The sequence below is a fragment of the Amycolatopsis stemonae genome (assembly GCF_054781455.1).
The window spans coordinates 222,496-247,435 of record NZ_BAAGUJ010000004.1 but is presented as its reverse complement, the minus strand read 5'-3'; the positions used below and the strand labels follow the sequence as shown (position 1 = coordinate 247,435).

17 protein-coding genes and 2 pseudogenes are annotated in these 24,940 nt (G+C 73.6%); 10 read left to right on the top strand and 9 right to left on the bottom strand.

The window, feature by feature from the left end:
* The first annotated feature begins 81 nt into the window (after nt 1–81).
* Complete coding sequence (locus ACYVLJ_RS16970; RefSeq protein WP_451980635.1) at nt 82–519, top strand: DUF4383 domain-containing protein; 438 nt, start codon at nt 82–84, stop codon at nt 517–519.
* Here the strand turns inward: ACYVLJ_RS16970 and ACYVLJ_RS16965 are convergent.
* Nucleotides 470–1,714 carry a glycosyltransferase 87 family protein gene (locus tag ACYVLJ_RS16965; RefSeq protein ID WP_460439299.1) on the bottom strand — a complete coding sequence of 415 codons (1,245 nt, stop codon included), beginning with the start codon at nt 1,712–1,714 and terminating at the stop codon, nt 470–472. The two genes, ACYVLJ_RS16970 and ACYVLJ_RS16965, sit on opposite strands and share 50 nt — an antisense overlap.
* 96 nt (nt 1,715–1,810) lie before the next feature.
* Between ACYVLJ_RS16965 and ACYVLJ_RS16960 the strand changes: the two genes are divergently transcribed.
* The gene (locus ACYVLJ_RS16960; protein WP_460439298.1) at nt 1,811–2,038 is read left to right on the top strand and encodes a hypothetical protein; all 228 of its coding nucleotides are present in this window, start codon (nt 1,811–1,813) and stop codon (nt 2,036–2,038) included.
* Between the two features lie 16 nt (nt 2,039–2,054).
* A complete protein-coding gene (locus tag ACYVLJ_RS16955) occupies nt 2,055–3,260 on the top strand; it encodes a PLP-dependent aminotransferase family protein (protein WP_460439297.1) in 1,206 nt (401 codons plus the stop codon).
* A gap of 50 nt (nt 3,261–3,310) precedes the next feature.
* On the opposite strand, the gene fusA is transcribed toward ACYVLJ_RS16955, so the two are convergent.
* The 4 genes from fusA to ACYVLJ_RS16935 form a co-directional block, all read right to left on the bottom strand.
* Nucleotides 3,311–5,251: an elongation factor G gene (fusA, locus tag ACYVLJ_RS16950; RefSeq protein WP_460439296.1), complete on the bottom strand. Its 1,941-nt coding sequence runs from the start codon at nt 5,249–5,251 to the stop codon at nt 3,311–3,313.
* 275 nt (nt 5,252–5,526) lie between these two features.
* A complete protein-coding gene (locus ACYVLJ_RS16945) occupies nt 5,527–6,930 on the bottom strand; it encodes a M4 family metallopeptidase (RefSeq protein WP_460439295.1) in 1,404 nt (467 codons plus the stop codon).
* A 333-nt stretch (nt 6,931–7,263) separates the two neighbouring features.
* Entirely contained in the window at nt 7,264–8,913 is a 1,650-nt protein-coding gene (locus ACYVLJ_RS16940) for a PucR family transcriptional regulator (protein WP_460439294.1), read from the bottom strand.
* A gap of 104 nt (nt 8,914–9,017) precedes the next feature.
* Nucleotides 9,018–12,626 (bottom strand): discoidin domain-containing protein, encoded by a 3,609-nt coding sequence (locus ACYVLJ_RS16935; RefSeq protein ID WP_460439293.1) that lies wholly within the window; start codon nt 12,624–12,626, stop codon nt 9,018–9,020.
* 220 nt (nt 12,627–12,846) lie between these two features.
* Between ACYVLJ_RS16935 and ACYVLJ_RS16930 the strand changes: the two genes are divergently transcribed.
* Complete coding sequence (locus ACYVLJ_RS16930; protein WP_460439292.1) at nt 12,847–13,281, top strand: SRPBCC family protein; 435 nt, start codon at nt 12,847–12,849, stop codon at nt 13,279–13,281.
* Between the two features lie 173 nt (nt 13,282–13,454).
* Here ACYVLJ_RS16930 and ACYVLJ_RS16925 read toward each other — a convergent pair whose 3' ends face one another.
* Nucleotides 13,455–14,336 carry a MerR family transcriptional regulator gene (locus ACYVLJ_RS16925; RefSeq protein WP_451980609.1) on the bottom strand — a complete coding sequence of 294 codons (882 nt, stop codon included), beginning with the start codon at nt 14,334–14,336 and terminating at the stop codon, nt 13,455–13,457.
* 388 nt (nt 14,337–14,724) lie between these two features.
* Here ACYVLJ_RS16925 and ACYVLJ_RS16920 point away from each other — a divergent pair, with 388 nt between their 5' ends.
* The gene (locus ACYVLJ_RS16920; protein ID WP_460439291.1) at nt 14,725–15,099 is read left to right on the top strand and encodes an STAS domain-containing protein; all 375 of its coding nucleotides are present in this window, start codon (nt 14,725–14,727) and stop codon (nt 15,097–15,099) included.
* On the opposite strand, the pseudogene ACYVLJ_RS16915 reads toward ACYVLJ_RS16920, so the two are convergent.
* From ACYVLJ_RS16915 to ACYVLJ_RS16905, 3 genes and pseudogenes are all read right to left on the bottom strand, one after another.
* Nucleotides 15,096–15,725 (bottom strand): annotated as a pseudogene (locus tag ACYVLJ_RS16915) (AfsR/SARP family transcriptional regulator); the annotation flags it as partial. The gene ACYVLJ_RS16920 and the pseudogene ACYVLJ_RS16915 sit on opposite strands and share 4 nt — an antisense overlap.
* Before the next feature lie 195 nt (nt 15,726–15,920).
* Nucleotides 15,921–16,568, bottom strand: a pseudogene (locus ACYVLJ_RS16910) (response regulator); the annotation flags it as partial.
* Nucleotides 16,565–17,731: a sensor histidine kinase gene (locus tag ACYVLJ_RS16905; protein ID WP_460439290.1), complete on the bottom strand. Its 1,167-nt coding sequence runs from the start codon at nt 17,729–17,731 to the stop codon at nt 16,565–16,567. The pseudogene ACYVLJ_RS16910 and the gene ACYVLJ_RS16905, both read right to left, overlap by 4 nt.
* A 191-nt stretch (nt 17,732–17,922) precedes the next feature.
* Here ACYVLJ_RS16905 and ACYVLJ_RS16900 point away from each other — a divergent pair, with 191 nt between their 5' ends.
* The 5 genes from ACYVLJ_RS16900 to glgC all read left to right on the top strand — a co-directional run bounded on the left by ACYVLJ_RS16900 (nt 17,923) and on the right by glgC (nt 24,911).
* A complete protein-coding gene (locus ACYVLJ_RS16900) occupies nt 17,923–19,341 on the top strand; it encodes a choice-of-anchor A family protein (RefSeq protein ID WP_460439289.1) in 1,419 nt (472 codons plus the stop codon).
* Between the two features lie 131 nt (nt 19,342–19,472).
* Nucleotides 19,473–20,969: a hypothetical protein gene (locus ACYVLJ_RS16895; RefSeq protein WP_460439288.1), complete on the top strand. Its 1,497-nt coding sequence runs from the start codon at nt 19,473–19,475 to the stop codon at nt 20,967–20,969.
* Nucleotides 20,966–22,447 carry a hypothetical protein gene (locus tag ACYVLJ_RS16890; protein ID WP_460439287.1) on the top strand — a complete coding sequence of 494 codons (1,482 nt, stop codon included), beginning with the start codon at nt 20,966–20,968 and terminating at the stop codon, nt 22,445–22,447. The genes ACYVLJ_RS16895 and ACYVLJ_RS16890 overlap by 4 nt, the downstream gene beginning before the upstream one ends.
* A gap of 95 nt (nt 22,448–22,542) precedes the next feature.
* Nucleotides 22,543–23,697: a glycogen synthase gene (gene glgA, locus ACYVLJ_RS16885; RefSeq protein ID WP_451980588.1), complete on the top strand. Its 1,155-nt coding sequence runs from the start codon at nt 22,543–22,545 to the stop codon at nt 23,695–23,697.
* The gene (glgC, locus tag ACYVLJ_RS16880; RefSeq protein WP_460439286.1) at nt 23,694–24,911 is read left to right on the top strand and encodes a glucose-1-phosphate adenylyltransferase; all 1,218 of its coding nucleotides are present in this window, start codon (nt 23,694–23,696) and stop codon (nt 24,909–24,911) included. The genes glgA and glgC overlap by 4 nt, the downstream gene beginning before the upstream one ends.
* The last annotated feature ends 29 nt before the right edge of the window (nt 24,912–24,940 follow it).

The following is a 24,940-nucleotide window of genomic DNA, read 5'->3' as shown; positions in this document are numbered from 1 at the left end:
CTCCTCGTCCACGGGCATGTCCCGTCCCGGTTACCCCGCAAGGGGTGCATTAAAAGGCCGCGCGCGGGGAATCCGGAAAGCATGACGACCACCGAACCCGGGGCCCGGGTGCCGACGCGGGGGCCCGCCCCCGTGCAGGGCATGGGCATGCTGATCGGCCTGTTGTTCCTGGTGCTGGGCGCGTTCGAGCTGATCCCCGGGGTCACGGTGGGCGACGGTCCCGCACGCGCCCTGTTCGGCGTGTTCGCGGTGTCCGGCGCGTGGACGCTCGTGCACCTGATCACCGGCGCCGCCGCGGTGTTCTGCACCCGCTCGCCCGGGCTGGCGAGCCGGTTCCTCCTCGTGGCCGGTGCGGGTTACGCCGTTCTGGGCATCGCCGGGCTGCTGCCGCTGCCGCAGGCGTTCGACGACCTGCTGCCGATGAACACCGCCGGGACCTGCCTGGCCCTCGCGCTCGGCACCGCCATGCTCATCCTCGGCGCGGGCTGGCTCCGGCGTGGGCCGGAACAGCGCCGCTGAGGACGTCGGCCGGTTTCGGGAACCGCACCAGCGCTCCCGTGAGCAGTACCGCGAGTCCGAAGAGGACATAGCCGTTGCCGGTGAGCTGCTGGAAGAACGTCCAGTTCCGCTCCACCTCGCCGCCGCGCGGCCACCACCACTGCGGCCCGCCGACGAAGAGGACCGCGCCGACCGCGGCCAGGGCCGCGAACCCGCGGTGCCGCGTGCGGCGCGCCAGCTCGGCCCAGCCCAGCAGGACCACCACGGCCCAGACCCAGTGGTGCGTCCAGGAGATCGGCGAGATCAGCAGCCCGCCGACGGCGTTCAGGCCGAGCGCCACGGTCTTCTCCCCCGCGGCCAGCGCGCGCCGCACGCCGAGCGCGGTCAGCACGAGGACGACGGCCACCAGCGGCAGCCACCACGCGGTCCGGTCGGCCACGCCGAGCTTCGCCAGGAGCCCGAGCAGCGACTGGTTGCCGGCGTAGGTCGGCTCGCCGACGCGGCCGGTGTCCCAGAGCGCACCCGTCCAGTACCGCACCGAATCCGCGCCGGTGAGCAGGAAGCCCAGCGCCGTAGCGGCCAGGAACGTCACGGCGGTCGTGAGCGCCGCCCGGGTGTCGCGGCGGAGCAGGAAGTACAGCAGGAACACCGCCGGGGTCAGCTTGATCGCGGCGGCGACACCGACGAGCAGGCCGCGTGGCCACTTCGGCGTGTCGACCAGGACGTCGAGCACGACGAGCGCGAGCAGCAGCAGGTCGAGCTGGCCCGCGTAGACCGTCCGCAGCACGGGCTCGAGGACCTCGGCCGCCAGCAGCACCATCGCCACGCGCTGCCAGTCGCACCGCTTGCCGAGAACGCGGAGCACCGTCGCGATCACCAGGGCCAGCACGCCGAGCGTGGCCAGGGTGAGCAGCAGGCACGCCATCCAGTACGGCAGCACGGCCAGCGGCGCCAGCACGATCGCGGCGAACGGCGGGTAGGTGAAGAGCAGGAGCTGGCCGTCGCCGGTGGGCGGGAGCGTGCCGTACAGCGCGTCGCCGCGCAGCAGCGCCGCCGAACCCAGCCGGTAGACGTCCAGGTCCACGCGGTACGCCGGGAAGCGCAGGTGCCCGCCGGTGTAGGACACGAGCAGCGCCACCAGCACGAGCAGGTGGGCACCCGCCAGCGCGTACTTGGCCCTGAGCTTCGCCCGCACCCTTCGTCCCCCTCCGGTCATCTCACGCATTCTGTCGGGTCCTCGCGGGGCCGCCATCCGGGAAACCCCCGGTTCGTCCCCGGGAAAACCGGTTGCCCACCATGCCAGCCTGGGCGGATGGGGACACCTTCCGGCTTCGCCTACCGCGTCGACGACCACGGCACCGTGACGATCACCCACCACGGCCGTCCCGCCGGGACACTGCGCTCGGCCGCCGCCGCCCGCTTCCTCGCCGCGGCCGACCGGGGCGACGACCCGCAGCTGCTGATGGCCCGGGCCACCGGGAACTACAAGCACGGCAACGAGCGCCAGGATCGCGACCACGCGCGCAACCGCGGCCGATGACTGGCACCCTGGCGCCATGACCTACGACGTGCAGACGGTCCGCAAGCACTTCCCCGCCCTCGCCGAGGGAGCCGCCCACTTCGACGGACCCGGCGGTTCGCAGGTTCCCGGCGTCGTCGGCGAGGCCGTGGCCGGGACGCTCTGCGGCGGGATCTCGAACCGCGGTGTCGTCACCGCGGCCGAGCGCAAGGCCGGCACCGTGGTCGCCGAGGCCCGGCAGGCGGTGGCCGACCTGCTGGCCGCCGACCCGGCCGGCGTCGTCTTCGGGCGCAGCATGACGCAGTTGACCTACGACTTCTCGCGCACGCTGGCCAAGGACTGGCGCCCGGGTGACGAAGTCGTCGTCACCCGGCTCGACCACGACGCGAACATCCGGCCGTGGGTCCAGGCGGCGGAGGCGGCCGGGGCCACCGTGCGCTGGGCCCCGTTCGACCCGGCGACGGGCGAGCTGGCGCCCTCCGCGGTCACCGGGCTGTTGTCCCCGCGGACGCGGCTGGTCGCGGTGACGGCGGCGTCCAACCTGCTCGGCACCCGGCCGGACATCCCGGCGATCGCCGCCGCCGTCCACGAAGCCGGCGCGCTGCTGTACGTGGACGGCGTGCACCTCACGCCGCACGCGCCGGTCGACGTCTCGGCGCTGGGTGCGGACTTCTACGCGTGCTCGCCGTACAAGTTCCTCGGCCCGCACCACGGGCTGGTCGTCGCCGCGCCTGCGCTGCTGGAGACCTTGCACCCGGACAAGCTGCTGCCCTCGACCGACGCCGTCCCGGAACGCTTCGAGCTGGGCACGCTGCCGTACGAGCTGCTGGCCGGGACAACCGCGGCGATCGACTTCCTCGCGGGTCTCGTGCCCGGCTCGGGATCCCGCCGCGCCCGGCTCGTCGAGTCGTTGACCGCGCTTTCCGGGCACGAGGACGCCCTGCTCGCGCGCCTCGACGCCGGTCTCGCCGCCCTGCCCGGGGTGACGCGCTACGGCCGGCCCGCCCGCCACCGCACCCCGACGGTCCTGTTCTCGGTCGACGGCGTCGCGTCGCAGGCGGTGTACGAGCACCTCGGGGCGTCCGGGGTCAACGCGCCGGCCGGGAGCTTCTACGCGATCGAGTGCTCGCGGCACCTCGGGCTCGGCGACACGGGCGCGGTGCGCGCGGGCATCGCGCCGTACACCACGGAGGCCGACGTCGACCGCCTGCTGGCCGGCGTCGAGTCGGTCCCCCGCGGCTGAGTCGTGCGTGGTCAGGGCGGGTTCTCACCGCCCTGACCACTCACGACCGCTTACGGCACCGGCGCGAAGCCCGACGGCCGGGCGGTGAAGGTGCCGCGGCCCAGCGACCGGCTCCGCAGCCGGGTCGCGTAGCGGAACAGCTCCGCCACCGGGACCGTCGCGGTGACGACCGCCGTGGTCGCGCGGACCGTCGAGCCGGCCACCCGGCCGCGCCGGGCGGCGAGGTCGCCGAGGACACCGCCGACCGCGTCGGCCGGGACCGTCACCACGACCTCGGCCACCGGTTCGAGCAGCTGCAGGACGCACGCGCGCAGCGCCTCCCGCAGGCCGAGCCGGCCCGCCGTGCGGAACGCCAGGTCCGACGAGTCCTTCGGGTGCGTCGCGCCGTCGGTCAGCACCACCCGCAGGCCCGTCACCGGGTGCCCGCCCAGCGGCCCCTCGGCCAGCGCGTCCCGGCAGCCGGCCTCGACCGCGCGGACGTACTCGCGCGGCACCCGGCCGCCGACCACCGCGGAGGCGAACTCGAAGCCCTCCGGAGCCGGCGAGACGTCCAGGACGACGTGGGCGAACTGGCCCGCCCCGCCGTCCTGCTTGACGTGCCGGCAGACCAGCCCGGACACGCCGCGCACGACCTTCTCCCGATGCGCCACCGACGGACGGCCGACCGCGACGTCGAGACCGCGCTCGCGACGCAGCTTCGTCACCGCCACCTCCAGGTGCAGCTCACCCAGCCCGGACAGCACGGTCTGGCCGGTCTCCGGGTCGGTCCGCACGACCAGCGACGGGTCCTCCTCCGCCAGCCGGGCCAACGCCGCCGTCAGCCGTTCGCCCTCGCCCGCCCGGCGGGCCTCGACCGCCACCGAGACCACCGGGTCCGCCGTCACCGGCGGCTCGAGCTGCAGCACGTCACCGGGCGCGCTGAAGGTCGCCCCGACGCGAGCGGCCTTGGGCCCGGCCACCGCGACGATGTCGCCGGCCACCGCGCAGTCCACTTCGGACAGCCGGTCGGCCTGCACCCGCAGCACCCGCGCGATCCGTTCGACGCGCCCGCCGTCGCGCACCTGGTCCCCCTTCCGCAGCGTTCCCGAGTAGACCCGCAGGTACGTCAGCCGCCCCGTAGCCGTGGCGACGACCTTGAACACCAGGGCGGCCGGCGGCGCCGCCGGGTCGGCGGGCCGGTCGGCCCGCACCGCCGGGACGTCCGACGGCGACGGCAGGTACGCGACCACGGCGTCGAGCAGCGGCTCGATCCCGCGGTCCCGGTAGGCCGCACCGCACAGCACGACGAGCCCGGCACCGCTGAGCGTCAGCTCCCGCAAGGCCTTCTCCAGTGTCTCCGCCGAGACCGTCCCGGCGGCGCAGAACTCCTCCAGCGCCAGGGGATCCAGCTCGGCGACGGCCTCCTCCAGCACGCGGCGGCGCTGTCGCGCCTCGGCCGGCGCGTCCGCCGGCAGGCGCACCAGGTCGACGACGCCGGTGAAGCCGTCCTCGCGCCCGACCGGCAGCTGCACGACCAGCGGCGCCGGGTGCAGCCGCGCCCGGATCGACGCGACGGCCGCGTCGAGGTCGGCACCCGCCCGGTCCATCTTGTTGACGAACGCGATCCGCGGGACGCCGTGCCGGTCGGCCTGGCGCCACACGGTTTCGCTCTGCGGTTCGACCCCGGCGACGGCGTCGAACACCGCGACCGCGCCGTCGAGGACGCGCAGCGCCCGCTCGACCTCGGCGGTGAAGTCGACGTGGCCGGGCGTATCGATGAGGGTGAGCCGGTGGCCGGCCCACGTGCAGGTGACGGCCGCGGAGAAGATGGTGATGCCGCGGTCGCGTTCCTGCGGGTCGAAGTCGGTGACGGTGGTGCCGTCGTGGACTTCGCCCGTCTTGCGGGTGGCTCCGGTGCGGTGGAGGACCCGTTCGGTGACGGTGGTCTTGCCCGCGTCGACGTGGGCGAGGATGCCGAGGTTGCGGACGGTGGTCAGGTCGTGCGTGCGCATGGCGCGGTCCTTTGTGGACGATCCGGTCGGGGCAGCGCGATTCGCCGCGACGGACCACGTCACGGAGACGGTGTCAGCCGCGCGGCGGACACCCGGGGCGCGAAGACACGAGGATCACCTCGGACCGCGGACGGGAGACGACGGCGACGCGCACGGCCGGCTCCCTTCGGTCTTGGACTCCGGAAGAGCGTAACGGCGGCTTTCCGGGCCGCCAACCGGATTTACGCCGAAGGCCGCCCCGCGTGCCCGGAGCGGCCTTCGACGTCGGGATTCGCTCAGCTGGGGTCCTGGTCGAGCTGGGTGGCCTTCACCGCGTTGCCGACCTGGGTGCAGTCGTCGGCGGTGATGCCCGCGGTGCCCGCCTTGGCGAGCGCCGCGCAGGAGGAGTTCAGGGCGTCGCCGACGTCCTTGAACGTCGCGCTCTGGGTGAGCGTGTTCTCCACGCCCCACCAGACCTGGACGGCCTTGTCGAGGCCGATCCCGCGCACCGTCTGGTTGTTGAACGTGTCGCCGTCGGTGATCAGGTAGTCGGCCTTGTTGACGACGCCGTCGTTGATGTGGACGTCCGGGTTGTTCGTCTGCCAGCCGGGGCCGTTGACCATGTCGGGCTGCGGGGTCAGCGACGAACGCGGGTCCTTCATGTTGCGGATCGCGCCGAGCGAGGAGCCCGCGCCGAGCAGCCAGCGGTTGTCCCCGGTGTCGTTGGGGTCGTTCGACGTGATGCCGATGAACTTGCCGAAGACGTCCGAGAGGCCTTCGTTGATCGAGTCGGCCTGGCCGCCGCTCAGCCCGGAGGTGTGCTGGGTGACGCCGTGGGTGAGCTCGTGACCGGTGATGTCGTCGGTGGTGACGCCCTCGCCGAAGGCCATCTGCTCGCCGTCCCAGAAGGCGTTGGCGAACGGGCACTCGCCGTCGACGCAGATCCGGACCGTGCCGCGCAGCGCCTTGCCGGTGCCGTCGGAGAAGTCCGCGCCGATCAGGCTCGTCAGGTCGACGTTGACGTACTTCTTGTAGAAGTCCGAAGCCTGGCCGAAGAAGGTGTAGACGTTGTTGACGTCGGCGACGCTCGACTCGGCGCCGCCCTCCTTGCGGGTGATGTCGAAGGCGGTGCCGCAGCGGACCGACTCGGTGCTGCCGCTGACCACCTTGTGGTTGGCGTCGCAGACGTCGCGGTTGGCCTCGCGGACCTCCGACCAGGACGTCAGGACGTCCTGCGTGCCGGCCTTGACGACCTCGGTCCACTTGTCGTCGAGCTTCTTGCCGTGCACGGTGACCTGGTAGGTCGGGACGGCGGTGCCGTCGCTCTTCCCGCCGCCGAGGGCGGCGTCGTACCAGTACGCGCGGGGCGCGTCGGCCCTCAGCGTGTTCGCGGCCAGGCCGGTGCGCTTCGCGACGTCCGCGACGGCGACGTCCGCCGCCCCCGCGTCGCTCGCCGGGAACGCGCCGGCGGTCTTCTTCGCGGTGCGGCCGTGCGTCGCGAGCACCGCGCCCGCCTTGTCACGGAGCTGGATCAGCTGGCCGCCGAACACCGGCACCCCGCCGATCTCCTGCTGCGACCGCTGCACGCTGCCGAACGGCATCGCGAGGGAGTTCAGCGCGCGCATCGACGGCTGCGAGATCGTCGCCTCGGCGGGCGAACTGATCGTTACCAGCGAGACCGCGACGACAGCAGCGCTCACCGTCGAGACCCCAACGATGACCCGTTTGCGTGACACCCGGTACACCTCCGTGGAAGGTTGATTACCTGACGTGAAGTCCGTGCAGGTTCACATGCCCCGAAGGTGTCGCACACCGGCTGAAAGTAGGTAACTGACCACATGAGGTTCCGAAGTCGGTAGTTAATCACCGACATTTCGGGCGCAGCCGTGATCGGACGGGCATCACCCGTGTCCGAAGAGGCATCACGCGTGATCGGGCAGGCATCACGCGTGATCGGACGGGCATCGCGGTGATGCCCCTTGAATCACGGGTGATGCCCCGTGAATCACGCGTGATGCCTCTTGGCGCACGGGTCAGGTGGCGGGTGGGGCCACCACGCGGAGCTGGAGCATTGCGGCGAACCGCGCTTCCGGGTCGGTCATGTCGAAGCCGCCGACCTCGGCGAGCCGGCGGAGGCGGTAGCGGAAGGTGTTGGGGTGCACGTGGACCGCGGCCGAAGCGGCGATGACGTCGCCGAAGGCGTCGAGCCAGGCCCGGAGCGTCTCGACGAGGTGGGCGTGGTGCTGCTCGTCGTAGTCGAGCAGGCGCGCGACCGGGCCCGTCGGCTGGTCGCCGCGCGCGGCGACCAGGTCCTGCAGCTCCAGCAGCAGGGCCTCGACGTGGACGTCGGCGAGCAGCGCGACGCGGCGGCCCGCGCCGGTGCCCGACCGCAGCACCCGCACCGCGCGGTCCGCGCTGTCGCGGGCTTCGGGCAGCTCGGCCGCGCTGCGCGCCACCGGCCCGATGCCGACGACGGCCCGGACGCGGTCGCCCACCCGGTCCAGGAAGTCCTTCGCGATCCGCAGGGCACGACGCTCGCCGTCGGCGTCGCGGCTCACCGGCACCAGCCCGTACGCCGTGTCGCCGACGAGCGCCGCCGCGCACCGCGGGTGAACCGCGCTCAGGTGCATCGCCAGGCCGTCGGCCAGCCGTTGCCGCTCGGTGGCCAGCTCGGCGTCGGCCAGGCTCGTCGCGCCGTGGTCGAGCACGGCCAGGGCCAGCACCACCACGGGCTGGTCGGCCAGGCCCAGGCGGCTCAGCGCCTCCCGCGCGGCCGCGCCGCCTTCGAGGGCCGTGCCGAGCAGGTCGGCACGCAGCCGCCGTTCGACGTCCGCGCCCGCCCGGACGCGCAGCAGGTGCAACGCCGCCAGCCGCGCGGCGTCGCGCAGGGCCCGCGTCCGGTCCTCGTTCAGCGGCTCGCGCACGGCGGCCCAGATCGATCCGAGCAGCTCGTCGCCCGCGCGCACCGCGACGGCGACACGGGGCAGCGTCATCCCCTCCATGCCCTCATCCGGCACCGAGACGAAGACCGGGTCGTCGCTGCGGTAGAGCTCGCGGAAGATCCCCCGCTCGGCCAGGCTGCGCGAGAACCGCTCCGGCACCTGCCGCCCGAGGACGGTCTCGACGCGTGACGGGTCGGCTTCGTCCTGCCGTCCCGAAAAGGCCAGCACCCGCGAGCGGCGGTCCTCGATGGTCACCGGCGCGTCGATGAGCGCCGCGATCGCGTTGGCCACGGCGAACAGGTCACCCGACGGCAGCCCGGCGAGGGTCTGCGGTTCGGCGTCGCCGACGTCGCCCTCGGCCAGCAGCGACCGCAGCATCGCGGCGAGCTGCGCCCACGACGCGCCGCGGGCGAGGCTCAGCAGCGCGACGCCGGATTCCTCGACGGCGGCGGTGATCGACGCGGTCACGGTGACCGGCGCGCGCAGCACGAGCCCGGCCGCGTCGTGGCGGGCCAGGGTCCGCAGCTGCCGCACGATCTCGTCCGGTTCGGCGAGGCCGACGCCCAGCACGAGGGCGTGCTGCGGGAGGGCGGGCTCGTCCAGCGGGTCGTGGATGGCGACGCCGCCGATGCCGCCGGGGCGGTCGGCGTCCCCGAGCACGAGGTCCAAGAGCGTGCCGCCCAGGTCGTCGAGGACGCGGCCAAGGCTGGCGTGCGGGCGCAGGTTCACCGAAACGAGCACCTCCCGAAGCTAGGCCGGACGCCGCCAGCCTAGTTCGTCGGAGGCCACGAATTCAGCATCGGGATTTGTCGTTCGCGACGAACTCCTCCCGCCGCAACCCGTGACTAGATCAGTTTCGCGGCCACGTTGTAGGCCTCCACCTGCAGCCGCGCGCCCGGCACCCGCCGTCGCGGCTCGACGCGGACCGTGCGGCTCTCCCCCGGCAGCAGCCAGAAGTAGTTGTCTTCGTAGCGGGTCGGCAGGACGCGGTCGGTGCCGTTGCGCTCGCGCAGCGACAGCCGGATCATCGCCGCGACCGTCTTGCCGTCGTTGCGGACCGTCGCCGTGTACGCGTCGCCGTCGGCCTTCACCGACGACGTCAGCCGCGCGCCGGGGAGCTGGTTGAGCGCGCGCATCGCCGTGTCGCTCCGGTAGCGCCAGTACGTGTTCTCCGACAGCACCGCGCCGCGGGCGTCGGTCAGGGTCAGCCGCAGCAGGTGCAGGTCCGGGTGCGCAGTGTCGAACGGCACGGTGAACGCCGGAGCGCCCACGTTCGCGGCGACGTCGAGCTTCTGCTGCTGGGGCGTACCGAGGCCGGTGCCGTCCAGGGAGAACAGGCGCGCGGTGACCGTCACGCCGCTCAACGCCGCCGACGTGTGGTTGACGACCCGGACTTCCCACGTCGTCAGGTCGGCCTGGACGTGCCGGGCCTCGCAGCCCTTCCGCGCGCCGTAGTAGCTGCCGTTGACGTCGAGGTCGTAGTCGTAGGTCTGCCAGACCGTGCTGTGCCAGGCCGGGTGTGACATCCACAGCAGCACGCCGGTGGCGTCGGCCCACAGCTTCGTGTTCCACGCCTCGAAGATCGCGCGCATGCTTTCGTAGTTGACGAACTGGGCCTTGCGGCAGAACTCCGCCAGGCTCGTCGACGGCGCGAGCCGCGCGTCGATCGCCGCGAGGTAGCTCTGCGGCGACTGGTTGCCGGCGGTCGACCAGTCGTGCAGGAACCAGGGCGCGCCGATCGGCCAGCCCGCGTCGCCGGGACCGACGAGGGTGCGCATGCTCTCGACGACCGACACCGTCGGCAGGCCGATCTCGCTCCAGAACCCGTACTTGCCGCCGGTCGCTTCGCCGGTGAAGTACCGTTTCGGGTCCTGCCAGTAGTAGGGCCCGTCGCCGGTGATCACGCCGCCCGCCGAGTTGCCCTGGTAGAGCAGGTCGGTGTTCGTGTGGACGAGGTCGCGCAGCGCGGTGTCGATCACTGCCGGCGGGGTGCCTTCGTTGCAGCCGAACCAGACCGTCGCGCACGCGTGGTGGCGGTAGCGCAGCACGGTGTCCTTCGCCTGGGCGAGGAAGATGTCGTGGTTGGCCGGGTCGGTCGACCAGCCGTCCCAGAACTCGTTCCACAGCAGGATGCCGTACCTGTCGCAGGCGTCGAACAGCTCCGGCCGGTAGGACGAGCCGACCCAGTTGCGGATCAGCGTGAAGTTCATGTCGCGGTGCATCGCGACGACGGCGTCGGCCCGCTCGGCCGGCATCCGGCGCAGCAGCTCGTCCCAGCCCCAGCTGCCGCCGCGGGCGAAGATCTTGACGCCGTTGACGAGGAACGTCAGCGGCTTCGCGCTGTTGTCGACCGAAGCGGCGTCGGTCCAGGTGCCGCCGTCGGCCGAGACCTGGATCTTGAACGTCGCCGCGTAGGCGGTCTCCCAGGTCAGGACCACGCGGTCGAACGCCGTCGCGGCACCGAGGTCGACCTGCAGCCACTGGTTGTCGTCGTAGCTCGACGTCCAGCGCGTGTTCGGGTCGCCGTCGAACGCGCGCTCCGGCGGGTTGCCGTCGGCCACCGACGACGAGGTCCCCGCCTTTCCCTGCGCGAGGTCGGTGCCGGCGTTCCTGCTGTCCACCACGGACATCGTCCAGAGCGAGAAGCCCCAGCCGGTGGCGCGCTTCAGTCCCTGCATCCGGACGTACCGGGCGGTCTGCGGCGCGAGGTCCACGGTCTGGGTGGCGCGGCCGTCGGAGATGACGATCGGCTGGTCGTACTGGTAGGTGACCTGGCGCAGGCCGATCTTGACGGTCCGGCGGTCGCTCGTCGCGGCACCGATCGCCGCGGTGAGGGTCAGGTCGTACAGGTTCGGGTCGCCGTAGCCGTTGGGCCACCACAGCTTCGGGTTCTTCACCTGCTGCGCCGGGAACACGACGTCGGTGCTCTGGCCGGCCGGGACGGTGACCGTGCTGGTGACGGTGACCGGCCCGAACGCGGCGGTGACCTTGACGCGCTGGGCCGTCGCGGCGGCGTTGCGGACCGGGACGGTCAGCGTCACCACGGCCGTGTTCGCGTCGGGGACCGTCGTGTCGACCCGGACGTCGCCGAGCACGGCGGCGCCGGTCGAGCGCAGGCGCACGTGGTCCCAGATGCCCGACGCGCGGTCGCGGACCGCGGGCATCCAGTCCCAGCCCGACACCGCGAGGTAGGTCGGCGAGTTGTCGAACATCGTACTGCCCGCGTCGACCCACGAGCTGCCGTTCGAGCCCTTGTCGCCGGGGCTGCCGGGCCGCGGCATCGGCGAGATCTTCACGGCGAGCGCCTGGTCGCCGGTGCGGCGCAGGGCAGCCGTGACGTCGTAGGCGCCGCGGCCGAACGGGTGGCTCTGCGTGCCGATCTCCGCGCCGTTGAGCCAGATCTGCGCTTCGTGGTTGACGCCGTCGAACTCGAGCCAGACGTGCCGGCCCGCCGAGGTGTCGAGGCCGCGCGGGAGCGAGAAGCGGCGGCGGTACCACCAGGCGTGGCGCGACAGCGCTTCCGGGACGTGGAGCTGGTTCATGCCGGACACCGGGTCCGGCAGCTGCCCCTGCTCGACCAGCGACGCCAGGACCGTGCCCGGCACGGTCGCCGGTAGCCAGCCGCGGGTGTCCACAGTGGATGCCGACAGCGCCTGGCCGTCCCCGGACGGCGCCCAGTCGTCCATGGTGAGGACCCAGCCGGACTCGAGCGGCACCGTGCCGTCGGGTGCGACGGCGAGCGCGGGCGGGTCGTCGTGCGGGCGCACCGGGAAGCTGGTCCAGCCGTGCACCGCCGGCCGGTTCTGGGGGCCGGTGCCGAAGACCTGGAACCCGTTGAGGCCCAGCGGGTTGGTCGTGGAACGGCGCGATGCGGTGAAGCGGACCCAGCGGGCCGTGACGGCCGGCAGCGGGATCGTCACGACGCCGCCGGTGCCCGTGTCGGTGTGGTGCACGGTGCGCCAGGCCTTGCCGTCGCCCGAGACGTCGAGGTCGAACGCCGTCGCGTAGCTGGACAGGATTTCGGCGCCGCTGGTGTGACTGCGCGACGCGGTGGCGTCGAACGCGGGATCGCCGGGCTGGGCCTCGAAGGTCAGCACGACCGAGTCGATCCGGCACTGCCCCTGCAGGTCGACCACGATCCACTGGCCGTCGCCCGGCGCCGCGCGCCAGCCGGAGCCCTTGACGCCGACCTGGGCGAGGCCGTCGACGGCGAACTCGGCCGGGGTCGCGGCGTAGTCGGTCGAGGACACCTGCACGGGCCGGAACAGGGCGAGGTCGGTCTTCGGCGCCTGCGCGTCGGCGGCGGCGGGAGCCGCGGAGGCGACTCCGGGCAGGAGGGCGGCGAGGCCGAACCCGGCCAGCAGCCCGCTCCCGGCGGCCAGGACGTGCCGGCGCGAAACGGCGGCCACCTCCGCGGGCTCGACATCCGCGGTGATGCCGTACTCCTCCGCCATGCGGACTCCGTTCTCGACGCGACGGCCGAGGGGCGCCGCTGGAGGGGATGACAACGTTGCCAGGAAGCTTCCGCCGTGCGCGCCGGGAGCGTCAAGAAGACAAGGAGGACAAGAATTCGGAATAATGACATCGATGTCTGCCGCCGGTTCCGGCGTGCACCACTCACCGGTGCTGGTTAGGTTTGCATCGACTCTGCAGCGAACCGTTCCGGGAGGTCCGATGGTCCAGGTCGAACGCACCATCACCGTGCGCACGCCCGTCGAGCGCGTCGCGGCGTACCTCGCGGACTTCGCGCACACGGAGGAGTGGGACCCGGGCACGGTCTCGTGCACCCGCACCGGCGACGGCCCGATCGTCGTCGGTGCGGAGTGGCACAACGTCTCGGAGTTCCGCGGCCGCCGCACGGAACTGGACTACCGCCTGACCCGGCGCGCGGCGAGCCGCGTGACCTTCGTCGGCGAGAACAAGACGGCGACCTCGACGGACGACTTCGGCCTGTCGGCGGGCCCGGACGGAACGACGGTCCGCTACCGCGCGACGATCGTGTTCCACGGCTGGGCGAAGCCGGCGGGCCTGCTGTTCAGGGGCGAGTTCGAGCGGCTCGGGGACGCGCTGGTGCCGGAGCTGACCCGGGCGCTCGAGAACCTGGACTGACCGCCCGCGGGCGCGACCGAAGTGCTCGGCCGCGACCTTCCGCGCGCCCGGACGCCAGCGGGAGACCGGAACGCCCGCCCTCGAACCCACCGCGCGCCCCACCGCCAACAGGCGACCACCCGGCCCCACCCACCGCACGCCCGAAAGCCTGCGGGCGACCGCGACGCCCGGGCTCACCCCTCCGCGTGCCCGACCGCCAGCTCGACCGCCGTGGCCAGGTCGTTCGCGCGCGGGAAGCCGCGGTCGCCCAGGTGGGCCCAGCCCGGTCCCGCCGTGCCGACCGCGCGGCCGAGGTCGCGGACGCGGGTTGCGAGCAGGTCGTCGGCCGTCGGCGCGGCGAGGGACCACAGCAGCACCAGCACCGGGTCGAGGCGGGCCGCCAGGTCCGCGACCGTCTCGGCCGGGACGAGCTGGCCGAGGTAGACCACCGGGACGCCGGCTTCGGCGAGCGTCGCGCGCAACGCCTCCATCGGCAGCGAGTGCCGCTCGGCGGGACAGCACGCCAGCAGCACCGGGCGGCCCGGCACCGCCGCCGGGAAGCGGCGGCTGAACCGCTCGAACGCCAGCGAGATCTCGGTCGACAACGTCCATTCCGAGGCGAAGCAGAAATCGCCGCTCTGCCACCGGTCGCCCAGGCCGCGCAGGACCGGGGCCAGGACGTCGGTCCAGGTGGCGGCCGGGCCGAGCGTGGCGAGGGTTTCGTCGAGCAGCCCGGCGACCGACGCGGACCGCAGCTCCTCGGCGGCGTCGGCGAGCTCGCGGACGCGGCGGGCGGCGGGCACCGCGGGCGCTCCGGACGGCGCACCCTCGAACGCCGCGGCGGCGGCTTCCCGCACGGGCATCCCGCGGGCGACGAGCCGTTGCATGTTCTGCAGGCGCCGGACGTCGGCGTCGGAGTAGCGGCGGTGGCGCCCGGCACCCCCGCCCGACGGCCCGATCCCGTACCGCGCGCTCCAGCTGCGCAGGGTCACCGGCGAGACGCCGAGCAGCTCGGCGACCTTGCCCGGCGCCCAGGCACCCGCCCCGGGCGGCACGTCGGGGTTCGTCGGTTCCACCGCTTCCTTTCGCGTCGCGGACTGGTCGCAGCCTAGCGACGGCCACGCCGCCCGACGGGCCACGACACGATGATCGCGCGTCCACCCGGTGATCACCGGGTGAGAGGGAAGCGCCGGGCGGCACGGGGGACGCGGCGGCGGGGCGTCGGCCTGCCGCGTCCCCTCGGCGCCGCCCGGCGCCGGGATCCGGCCCGCGTCAGCCGGATCCGGACGGCCGCGGGGTGTGGCGTCCCGCCACGGCCGGCGACGTTCCCGGCTAACCTAACCCCGATCGCAGCGGTTGTGCATCGTTGTCCCCCGGATGCCGCACACAACCACCCGGCCGAAGGAGTCAGCCCGGGGCGTCGTGGGTACCACTGGTGTCGAGGACTGATCTGGAGGCATTCCGATGACCGAGCACCGCACCCCGCCGAGCTTCGCCACGACGACCGACGACGGGCTCGTGACCGTCCGCTGCACCGGCGACCTCGACCTGGCCACGACGCCTCGGCTTCGCGACGCGCTGCTGACGCCGTTCCGCGTCGGCGCGAAGGCGGTCGTCGCCGACCTCACCGCGACGACGTTCTGCGACTCGACGGTCTTCAGCGTCCTCGTCGAGGCTCATCGCGACGCCCTGGACCAGGGCATTCCGTACGCCATCGCGGCGGCCGAGGTGGCCGTGCTCCGGCCGCTGACGCTGCTCGGGCTGGCCACCGTGCTGCCGCTGCACACCGACCTCGCCGCCGCCCGGGCGGCCGTCGCCGGGACCCGCATCGCGTCCTAGCCCGGCGGGAGCTCGTCGTCCAGCACGGCCCGATGCGTGCGCCGCAGTTCTTCTCCCGGCTCGACACCCAGCTCCGCCGCCAGCCGCTCGCGGGTCCGGCCGTAGACGGCGATCGCCTCCGCGCGGCGGCCGGTCGCCTGCAACGCCCGCATCAGCAGCGCCGCCCAGGGCTCACGCAGGGGTTCCAGGGCGAGGACGGCCGACAGCTCGTCCGCTGTTTCGGCGTACCGGCCCAGCCGCAGCTGCAACCGCGCTTTGCGGGTCCACAACGCGCCCCGGCGCTCGGTCAGCCGCAGCCGCTGGCCCTCCGCGAACGGCCCCGGCAGCCCGGACAGCGGCTCGCCGTGGAACAGCCCGAGCGCCGCGGAACACGACGTGACGGCCGCCGCGAGGTCTCCGGCCGCCTCGGCGGCACCGGCGTCCGCGTCCAGTTCCGTCAGCCGGGCCGTGTCGAGCCGGACGCCGTCGCCGTCGAACCGGTAACCGCCGCGCGCGTGGCCGATCACCGAGTCCGGGGTCCGTTCGCCGGGCCCGCGCAGGCACTTCCGCAGCCGGTGCACGTACACCGGCAGCACCCGGCCGCCGGTGCCCGGCGGCTCCAGCCCCCAGACGCCGTCGAGCAGCTCGGTCTGGCTCACCGTGACGCCGCAGCGCAGCACCAGCGCCGCCAGCAGTGCCTGCTGGCGCACCGGGCCGAGGTCCAGCGGCGTGCCGCCGCGCCACGCCCGCAACGGGCCCAGCACCGAGAACCGCAGCCCCGGCCCCCGAGCCGGCTCCACGACGACCGGCGGCACCGGCGCGTCGTCCACAATGGACGTCCGCGGGGTGACGATGCCGTGGTCGAACGCGTACACGACGGCCGCGGCCCGGTCGCGCAGGCCCAGCTTGGCGAAGATCCGGCTCAGGTGGCTCTTCACGGTCAGCTCGGAGACGATCAGGGACGCGGCGATCTCGGCGTTCGTCAGCCCGCGCCCGGCCGCCCGCAGGACGTCCAGCTCGCGCGGGGTCAGGAGGCCCGGCGGCGGGCCGGCGGGTTCGTCGGCGGGCGCGCGCCGGAAGGTCGTGAGGACGCGCGCGGTCACCGCCGCGTCGAGCCAGGCGTCGCCCGCGGCGACCGCGCGCACGGCGCGGATGAGGTCCTCGGCGGGCGAGTCCTTGAGGATGTAGCCGACCGCGCCCGCGCGCAGGACGCCGGCGAGCAGCTCGTCGTCGTCGAAGGTGGTCAGGGCCAGCACGGGCGTCCGGCCGCCGATCCGCCGGGTCGCCTCGATACCGTCGACGTGCTTCATCCGCAGGTCCATCACGACGACGTCGACGTCGGCGGCGGCCAGTGCGGCGGGGACTTCCGAGCCGTCGCCGCACTCCCCCGCGATGACGAACCCGTCGCGCGGGCGCAGGATCCGCCGCAGCCCGGACCGCACCAGCTCCTGGTCGTCGACGAGCAGGACCTTGACTTCGCCGGCCGTCACGGCGCGGCCCCCGCGGGCAGGCTGACGGCCACCACCCAGTCCGTCCCGTCCGGACCCGCGCTCAGCTCGGCCCCCAGCTGGCCCGCCCGCGCGGACATCCCCTTGAGGCCCGAGCCGCCCGGGCCCAGCTCCCCGCCGGCGGGGAGCCGGTTGCGGACGACCAGGCGGGCCCCGGCCGGGCCGACGTCGAGCCGCATCCGGGCCGGCGCGCCGGCGCCGTGCTTGGCGATGTTGGCCAGCGACTCCTGGGCGATGCGGTAGAGGCCGAGCCCGGCCAGGTCCGGCACCGCGGCGAGGTCGCCGGCCTGTTCGTAGTGGACCTCGAGCCCGGCGGCGCGCGTGCGGTCGACCAGCGCGGCGATGTCGCGGACGTCCGGCAGCGGGCGGGTGCCGGACGGCGATTCGGCGAGCAGCCCGACGGTCCGGCGGATGTCGGCCATCGCGGTCCGTCCGACGCGTTCGGCCTCCGCGAGCCCTTCGAGGGCCTCCTCGACGTCGCGGTCCTGCTGCAGGGCGTGCCGGGTGCCGGTCAGGTGCAGCAGCGTGATGCTCAGCGAATGGGCGACGACGTCGTGCACCTCGCGGGCGATGCGCTGGCGTTCGGCGAGGACGGCCTGGTCGCGGACGGCGTCCCGCGCGGCGCGCTCGGCGTCCAGCGCCCGCACGTACCAGCGCATCATGAACCCGCCGCCGGTGCCCAGCAGCACCGCCGCGACGTAGACGGGGAACCCGACCAGCCCGACCCACGCGGCGGCCACGGCCAGCGTGGCGACGCTCGCCGCGGCGACCGAGAACGCGACCACCGGCCGGGCGATCGACGCCGTCTCGGCCGCGAGGACGACGAGCACGACCGGCGCGAAGTCGGGGACGGCCGGATCGGACAGCAGGATCGCGACGGCCGCGAGCACGGTGAGGGCCTTGAGCCACGGCGGCACGATGGCGCCGGTGACCGCCCAGACGACCGCCGTCACGACCGCGAGGAGCCCGGCGAGCGCGATCGGCTGGGGTGGCACCAGGGCACCGCGCTGCGCGACGGCGGCCACGGACAGGATCGTGCCGAAGGCGGTGACGCCCACCGGAACCCACCACGGGAGCGCGATCCCGGCCTGCCCGAGGCTCGCCTCCAGGCGGGCCCGGACCGCGCTCACCACCCTCCCCCTCACGACGTCCAGCCTAGGAAGCGCGCCGCGCGGGCGCATCCCGCCCGGGGAGGAAGATGACGTTCACCCGGATTTCATCGGCCCAGGTCGGTCCCCCGCAGGTGCCCCGCACGATCGAGTGGATCACCGAGCGCCGGGCCTGACCTGCCGCTATCGTCCCGCCCGGAGAGTCCACAGTGGACAGGGGAGGTCCCGTGCGCGTGACCCATGCCGCGCTGGCGGCGCTGGCGGCCTGCGGGCTCGTGGTCCTTTCGGTGCCCGTCGTGCGGTCCGCGCACGCCGATCCGCTGCCCGGCGGCCTGGGGCCGTGCGTGCCCGGGACGTGCCCGGACCCCTACCCACCGGTCGGCAACGGCTCGTTCGCCGGGCGCGACAACGGCATCAACGTCTTCGTCGGCGGCGGCATGCGCGTCACCGGCAGCGCCGCCGAAGCCGAGGGCCGGGTGGTCGTCGGCGGGGACTTCACGCTGCGGAAGACGTCCGGGTCCTCGCTCTACAACGTCGGCGTCGCCGGGGTCGGCTCCCGCGTGCCGCCCCCGGACGGCGCCGACTTCCTGACCGTCGGCGGAGACCTGGCGGTCGCCGACGGCCAGCGCCTCGACGCCGTCGGCGACTCGGCCGGCGGCGTGGTCCGGCACGCCGGGACGGTCACCGGCACCGTCATCGGCAAGCTCGTCCACGACCCGGCGGCGATGCGGCCGTACGCGGACCTGCGCGCGCAGCTCACCGCCGCGAGCCAGTGCTACGCCCGGACCGACGGCGCGCCGCGACCGGCGACCGGGACCGTGCGCAACCAGGGCTACCAGACGCTCTTCACCGGCGACGGCAAGTCGGCCCTGCAGGTCTTCACCCTCGACCAGGACATCGCCGGACCCGGCGGCAGCACGCAGGGCATCGCGTTCACCGGCATCCCCGACGGCGCGACGGTGCTGGTCAACCTCACCGGCGCGACCCGGACGATCAACACCTACAGCGGCACCCTCGACGACCGCGACCCGCTCAACCGCCTGCGCCCCCGGCTGCTGTGGAACTTCCCCGACGCGACGGCGGTCCACCTCATCGGCAGCGGCATGTTCCAGGGCAGCGTGCTCGCGGGCAACGCGGCCGGCACGACGACCGTGACGCTGCCGGGCACCAACGGCCGCTTCTTCACCGCGGGCAGCCTGGTCCACGGCTCGAGCGCCGGCCAGGGCAGCGGCCAGGAGTTCCACGCGTACCCGTTCGTCGGCGAGCTGCCCTCGTGCCGGGAGAAGCCCGAGCCGCCCACGACCACCCCGACCACGACGACCACGAGCACTACGCCGACCACGAGCACCGGCCCGACCGCCACCACGACCCCGACCCCCTCCACGACCGCGCCGACCAGCCCCACCTCGACCACCGGAACCACCACCGGCACCACGACCACTCCGGCGAGCACGGCCACGTCGACCTCGACGGCGTCCTCCACGACCACGTCGACACCGGCTCCCGGCCCCGCGCCGACCACCCCGGGCGGCACCGGCGGCCTGCCGGACACCGGCACCGACGTCGGCCCGGTCCTCGGCCTCGGCGCGCTCCTGCTGACCGGCGGCACGGCCCTCCTGCTCCTCGCGCGGCGCCGGCGGACCTGATGTCGTCCATAGTGGACGCACACGGCGGGTTACGAACGGACATAACCGCGCCGTAGCACCGCGGTAATGAACCGTCGTTACCTTCCCGGGCTATGGTGGCTGTGCAGCGGGCGCTCCCGCGAGGTGATCAGGTGCCGGCGGAATCGAAAACCAGGGCAACGGCGCTGCCGGTGCTCGGGGCCGTGTTCGGCGCCGCCGCTTTCCTGCTGGTACGCGAAAGCCTCACCGACGACGCCTACATCACCCTCGCCTACGCGAAGAACCTCGCGGTGCACGGCGAGTGGGGCCTCATCCCCGGCGCGCCCGCGAACTCCGCCACGTCGCCGCTGAACGTCCTGCTCCTCGGCGCGCTGACCTTCTGCACGCGGGTGGCGGGCGGCCCGCACCCCGTCGTCGCGCTCGGGATCCTGACCGTCCTCTGCGGCGGCGTGCTCGGCTGGGCGTGGCAGCGCATCGGCCGGAAGCTCGCGCTGCCGCCCGCGGCCGGGGTGCTCGGCGTAGCGCTCGTGCTGCTCGACCCGTTCGTGCTGTCCGCCATCGGTCTCGAAGTCCTCCTGATCCCGGCCGTCCTGCTGGTGCTCACGGTCTTCGCGCTCGAAGGACGGCCCATCCCGTTCGGCGTCGCCGCCGGGCTGGCCGTTCTCACCCGGCTCGATCTCGTCGTGTTCGTCGTCGTGATGGCGCCCGCGATCCGGCGCCGGCTGCTGCCCGCCGCCGGCGTCGCCGTGCTGACCGCCGCGCCGTGGTTCGTCGTGAGCTGGGTCGTCTTCGGCTCGTTCGTGCCGGACACGCTCGCGATCAAGCAGACGCAGGTGGGGGTGTTCGCGCCGTGGACCTACACCACCGGGCCGGTCATGTACTACCTCGGGCAGCCGGTCACCGTGCTGGTCACGTTCGTTCCGGCGGTCCTGGGCGTGGTCGCGCTCGGCGCGTGGGCCGCGGCGCGGTTCGCCGTGCGGTGGCCGGAGTTCCCCGCGCTCGGCCCGGTCGCGGCCCTGGGCGCCGGCGGCGTCCTCTACTTCGTCGTGTACTCGTTCCTCGACGTCGGCCCGTTCCACTGGTACTACGTGGCTCCGGTGACCGCGACGGGCACGTTCGCCGTCGCCGCCTTCGGCACCTGGTACGCCCAGACGCGCCGGCGGCCGGTCCTGCGCCCCGGTCCGCCGCTGCTGTCCCTCGGCCTCACCGGGCTGCTGGTGCTGGGCGCGGCGGCGATCGACGTCGCGCAGGGCGTGCCGTGGCCGTCGCCGGTGATCTTCGGGAACTGGGCCAGTGCGCAGGACTACGCGCGCGTCGGCAAGGCGCTCGGCGCGCGACTCGACGGCGCGAGCGTCGCCAGCCCTGGTGAGATCGGCACCCTCGCGTACTACTGCGAGTGCGCCATCATCGACGAGTTCTCCGACCGCGGCCACGCGAAGGAGCTGGTCCGGCAGCGGATCGCGGCGGCGGGCCCGCTGACGAGCCTCGCGTTGCGGGTGAACTACCACTGGCTGGACCGCTCGATCACCCCGCGCAAGCCCGACTACCGGCTGCTCTACGGCGCGGGCCCGGCGACCGGCCCGGACAGCTGGGAGGTGTACTCGGCGGCGAAAGGCGTCGGCCACTTCACCCTGGTCCGCGAACCGTGACGGCCACCGAACAGCGGGAACTCACCGCCCCGGCACGGCTCTGGGTACTGCCCGGCGTCGTGGCCGCGCTGTCCGCCCTCGTCTTCGCGCTGGTCCGCCCGCACCTGGTCGACGACACCTTCATCACGCTGTCCTACGCCCGCAACCTCGCCTTCCACGCGCACTGGGGCCTCATCCCGGAGGAGACGTCGAACACCGCGACCTCGCCGCTGAACGTGCTACTGCTCGCGGCTCTGACGCTGGTCCTGCGCGACGCGGTACTGGCCGCCGGGGCGCTGTTCGTCCTCTGCCAGGTCGCGCTGGTGCTCGCGCTGCGCCGGGCCGGCGACCGGGCGGGGCTCCCGGCGTGGTTCGCGCCGGCCGCCGTCGCCCTGCTCACCGTGAACCCGCTGCTGTTGTCGTCGATCGGGCTCGAGGTCGAGCTCGGCGCGGCCGGCGTCGCCTGGCTGCTGGTGTACGCCGGGGAACGGCGGCCGGTCGCCGTCGGCGTCCTGACCGGCCTGCTCGCCCTCGTCCGGCTCGACCTGGTCGTGATCGCCCTGGTGATCTTCGCGCTGCGGGCCCGGTTCTGGGAGAAGGCCTGGCAGTCGGTCCTGGCGGCCGCGGCCGTCGCGCTCCCCTGGTTCGCCTTCAGCTGGATGGTGCTCGGCTCGGCGGTGCCGGACACGGTGATCATCAAAACGCTCCAGAAGTCGTGGGGCGAATGGGACTTCGGAAACGGGCCGGGGCTGTACGCGCAGAACTTCCCGTGGGCGACCCTCGCGGCCTTCCTCCCGGCCGGGCTCGCCCTGCTCGCGTTCGCGCTCTGCGCGGCGGACGCCTTCCGGCGAGGCCCGCTGTGGGCGCGGGTGCGGCCGTTCGCCCCGCTCGTGCCCGCCGGGATCGCCCACTACCTGGCCTACACGCGGCTGCACGTCCCGCCGTACCACTGGTACTACGGCCCGAGCCTGGTCGTGCTGACCGTCTTCCTCGCCGCCGTGGCGGCGGCCGTGGTGCGGGTGCCGGTGCGCGTCGGGGCCGCGGCGGCGGTCGCCGGGGTGCTCGCGCTCAGCGTCGTCACCTACGTTTCGGACGGCCTGCCGCGGCGGTTCGCGCCGCTGATGTCCAACCACGACGCGACCGCGGCCTACGAACGCATGGGCCAGCAGCTGGGTGCGCTGGTCGGTGGCGGCACCGTGCGCAGCGGCGGCGAGATCGGTGTGCTGGCCTACCGCTGCGGCTGCGCGATCGTCGACCTCTTCGACGACCGCGGCGCGGTCGGCCCGGCGATCGCCGCGCGGAAGGAGCAGCTGGGGCTGCTCGGGCGCAAGCTCGTCGACGAGAACTTCCGGTTCTTCGACTACGGTGAACGCCCGATCGTCACCGACTTCGCACTGGTCCACGGCGACCCGCCGCCCGGAGCTCTCGCCCACTGGACGCTGACGTCCCCGTGGGCGGGAACCCAGCGGCTCTACCTCGTCCGGGGCAACGGGGCCTGATCTTCGCGCTCATGTGAGCAATCACCCGGAAACTCGCCGAAGTTCCCCTGGACGCCAGACTGCGCCACGGGCCGGAAAGGCCATAGGGTTCGGTCATGAAGGTCGGCCTGCTCACCCGGGAGTACCCGCCGGAGGTCTACGGCGGGGCCGGGGTTCACGTGGAGTTCCTCGCCCGGGAGTTGCGGCCGCTGGTCGATCTCGACGTGCACTGCTGGGGCGCGGACCGCCCCGGCGCCACCGGGCACACCGATCCGCACGGTTACCGGCAGCCCGCGTTCACGACCATGGACATCGCCGTGTCCATGGCGAACGCGCTCGAAGGCCACGACCTCGCGCACAGCCACACCTGGTACGCGAACCTGGCCGGGCACCTGGCGAAGATGACGCACGGCATCCCGCACGTCGTCACCGCGCACTCGCTGGAACCGCTGCGGCCGTGGAAGGCCGAACAGCTCGGCGGCGGCTACCGCGTCTCGTCGTGGATCGAACGCGAGGCCTACGAAAGTGCGGACGCGATCGTCGCCGTCAGCGGCGGCATGCGCCGGGACGTGCTCGACGCCTACCCGGCCGTGCCGCCCGAGCGCGTCCACGTGATCCACAACGGCATCGACACCACGCTCTACCGCCCCGACCCCGGCACCGAAGCGCTGGCGAAGCACGGCATCGACCCCGACCGGCCGTACGTGCTGTTCGTCGGCCGGATCACGCGCCAGAAGGGCGTGCCGCACCTGGTGCGGGCCGGCGCGGCGCTCGACCCCGGCACCCAGCTGGTGCTGTGCGCGGGCGGCGCCGACACCCCCGAGCTCGACGCGGAGTTCCGCGGGCTGGTCGCCGACCTCGAGAAGACGCGCACCGGCGTCCGCTGGATCCCGGAGATGCTGCCGCGCGGCGAGGTCGTCCAGCTGCTCACCCACGCCGCGGTGTTCGCCTGCCCGTCGGTCTACGAGCCGCTCGGGATCGTCAACCTGGAGGCCGCGGCGTGCGGCACGGCCGTGGTCGCCAGCGACGTCGGCGGGATCCCCGAAGTCGTCGACGACGGCCGGACCGGCCTGCTGGTGCACTACGACGAAGCGGATCCCGCGGGGTACGAAGCGGCGCTGGGCGCGGCGCTGAACGAGCTGGTGGGCGACCCGGACCGGGCCGCCGCGATGGGTAGGGCCGGCCGCGAGCGCGCGGTCGGCGAGTTCGGCTGGAAGGCGATCGCCGAGCGGACGGTCGCCCTCTACGAAGCGTGCGGGAGGTCTTCGTGAACAGTGGAGCCGACGTCCTGGGCATCGTGCTCGCGGGCGGCGAGGGCAAGCGCCTGATGCCGCTCACCGCCGACCGGGCCAAGCCCGCGGTGCCGTTCGGCGGCGTGCACCGGCTGGTCGACTTCGTGCTGTCGAACATGGTGCACGGCGGGTTCCGGCGGCTGTGCGTGCTGACGCAGTACAAGTCGCACTCGCTCGACCGGCACATCTCGACCACCTGGCGGCTGTCGTCGCTGACCGGCGAGTACGTCACGCCGGTGCCGGCGCAGCAGCGGCTGGGCCCGCGCTGGTACCAGGGCAGCGCCGACGCGATCCACCAGAGCCTCAACCTGGTCTACGACGAGGACCCCGAGTACATCGCGGTGTTCGGCGCCGACAACATCTACCGGATGGACCCGCGCCAGATGCTGGAGGCGCACGTCGCCTCCGGCGCCGGCGTCACGGTCGCGGGGATCCGGGTGCCGCGGGCCGAGGCGAGCTCGTTCGGCGTCATCCGGACCACCGACGGCCTGATGATCGACGCGTTCATGGAGAAGCCCGACGACCCGCCGGGCCTGCCGGACTCCCCCGAAGAGTCGTACGTGTCGATGGGCAACTACATCTTCACCACCAAGGTGATGCTGGAGGCGCTGCACGCCGACGCCGAGAACGCCGCGTCCCACCACGACATGGGCCGGGACATCATCCCGGCCCTCGTCAAGTCGGGCGAGGCCGCGGTCTACGACTTCAACGGCAACGTCGTGCCCGGCGAGACCGAACGCGACCACGGGTACTGGCGCGACGTCGGGACGATCGACAGCTACTACGACGCGCACACCGACCTCATCTCGACGCACCCGATCTTCAACCTCTACAACCGCAAGTGGCCGATCCTGGCCCACCCGGGCCAGCGCGCGGCGGCGAAGTTCGTCGAGGGCGGCTCGGCGAACCAGTCGATCGTCAGCAACGGCTGCATCATCTCGGGCGCGCAGGTGGTCGACTCGGTGCTGTCGCCGGACGTGCTCGTCGAGCAGGGCGCGGTGGTCCAGGGCTCGGTGCTGCTGGACGGCGCCCGGGTCGGCCGCGGCGCGGTCGTGCGGCGGGCCATCCTGGACAAGAACGTCGTCGTGCCGCCGGGGGCGCACATCGGCGTCGACCTGGCCCGCGACCGCGGGCACTACCACGTCAGCGAGGGCGGGATCGTGGTGCTCGGCAAGGGCGAACGCGCGATCTGACCGGCCCGCTCACGACAGCGGTGGCGGGT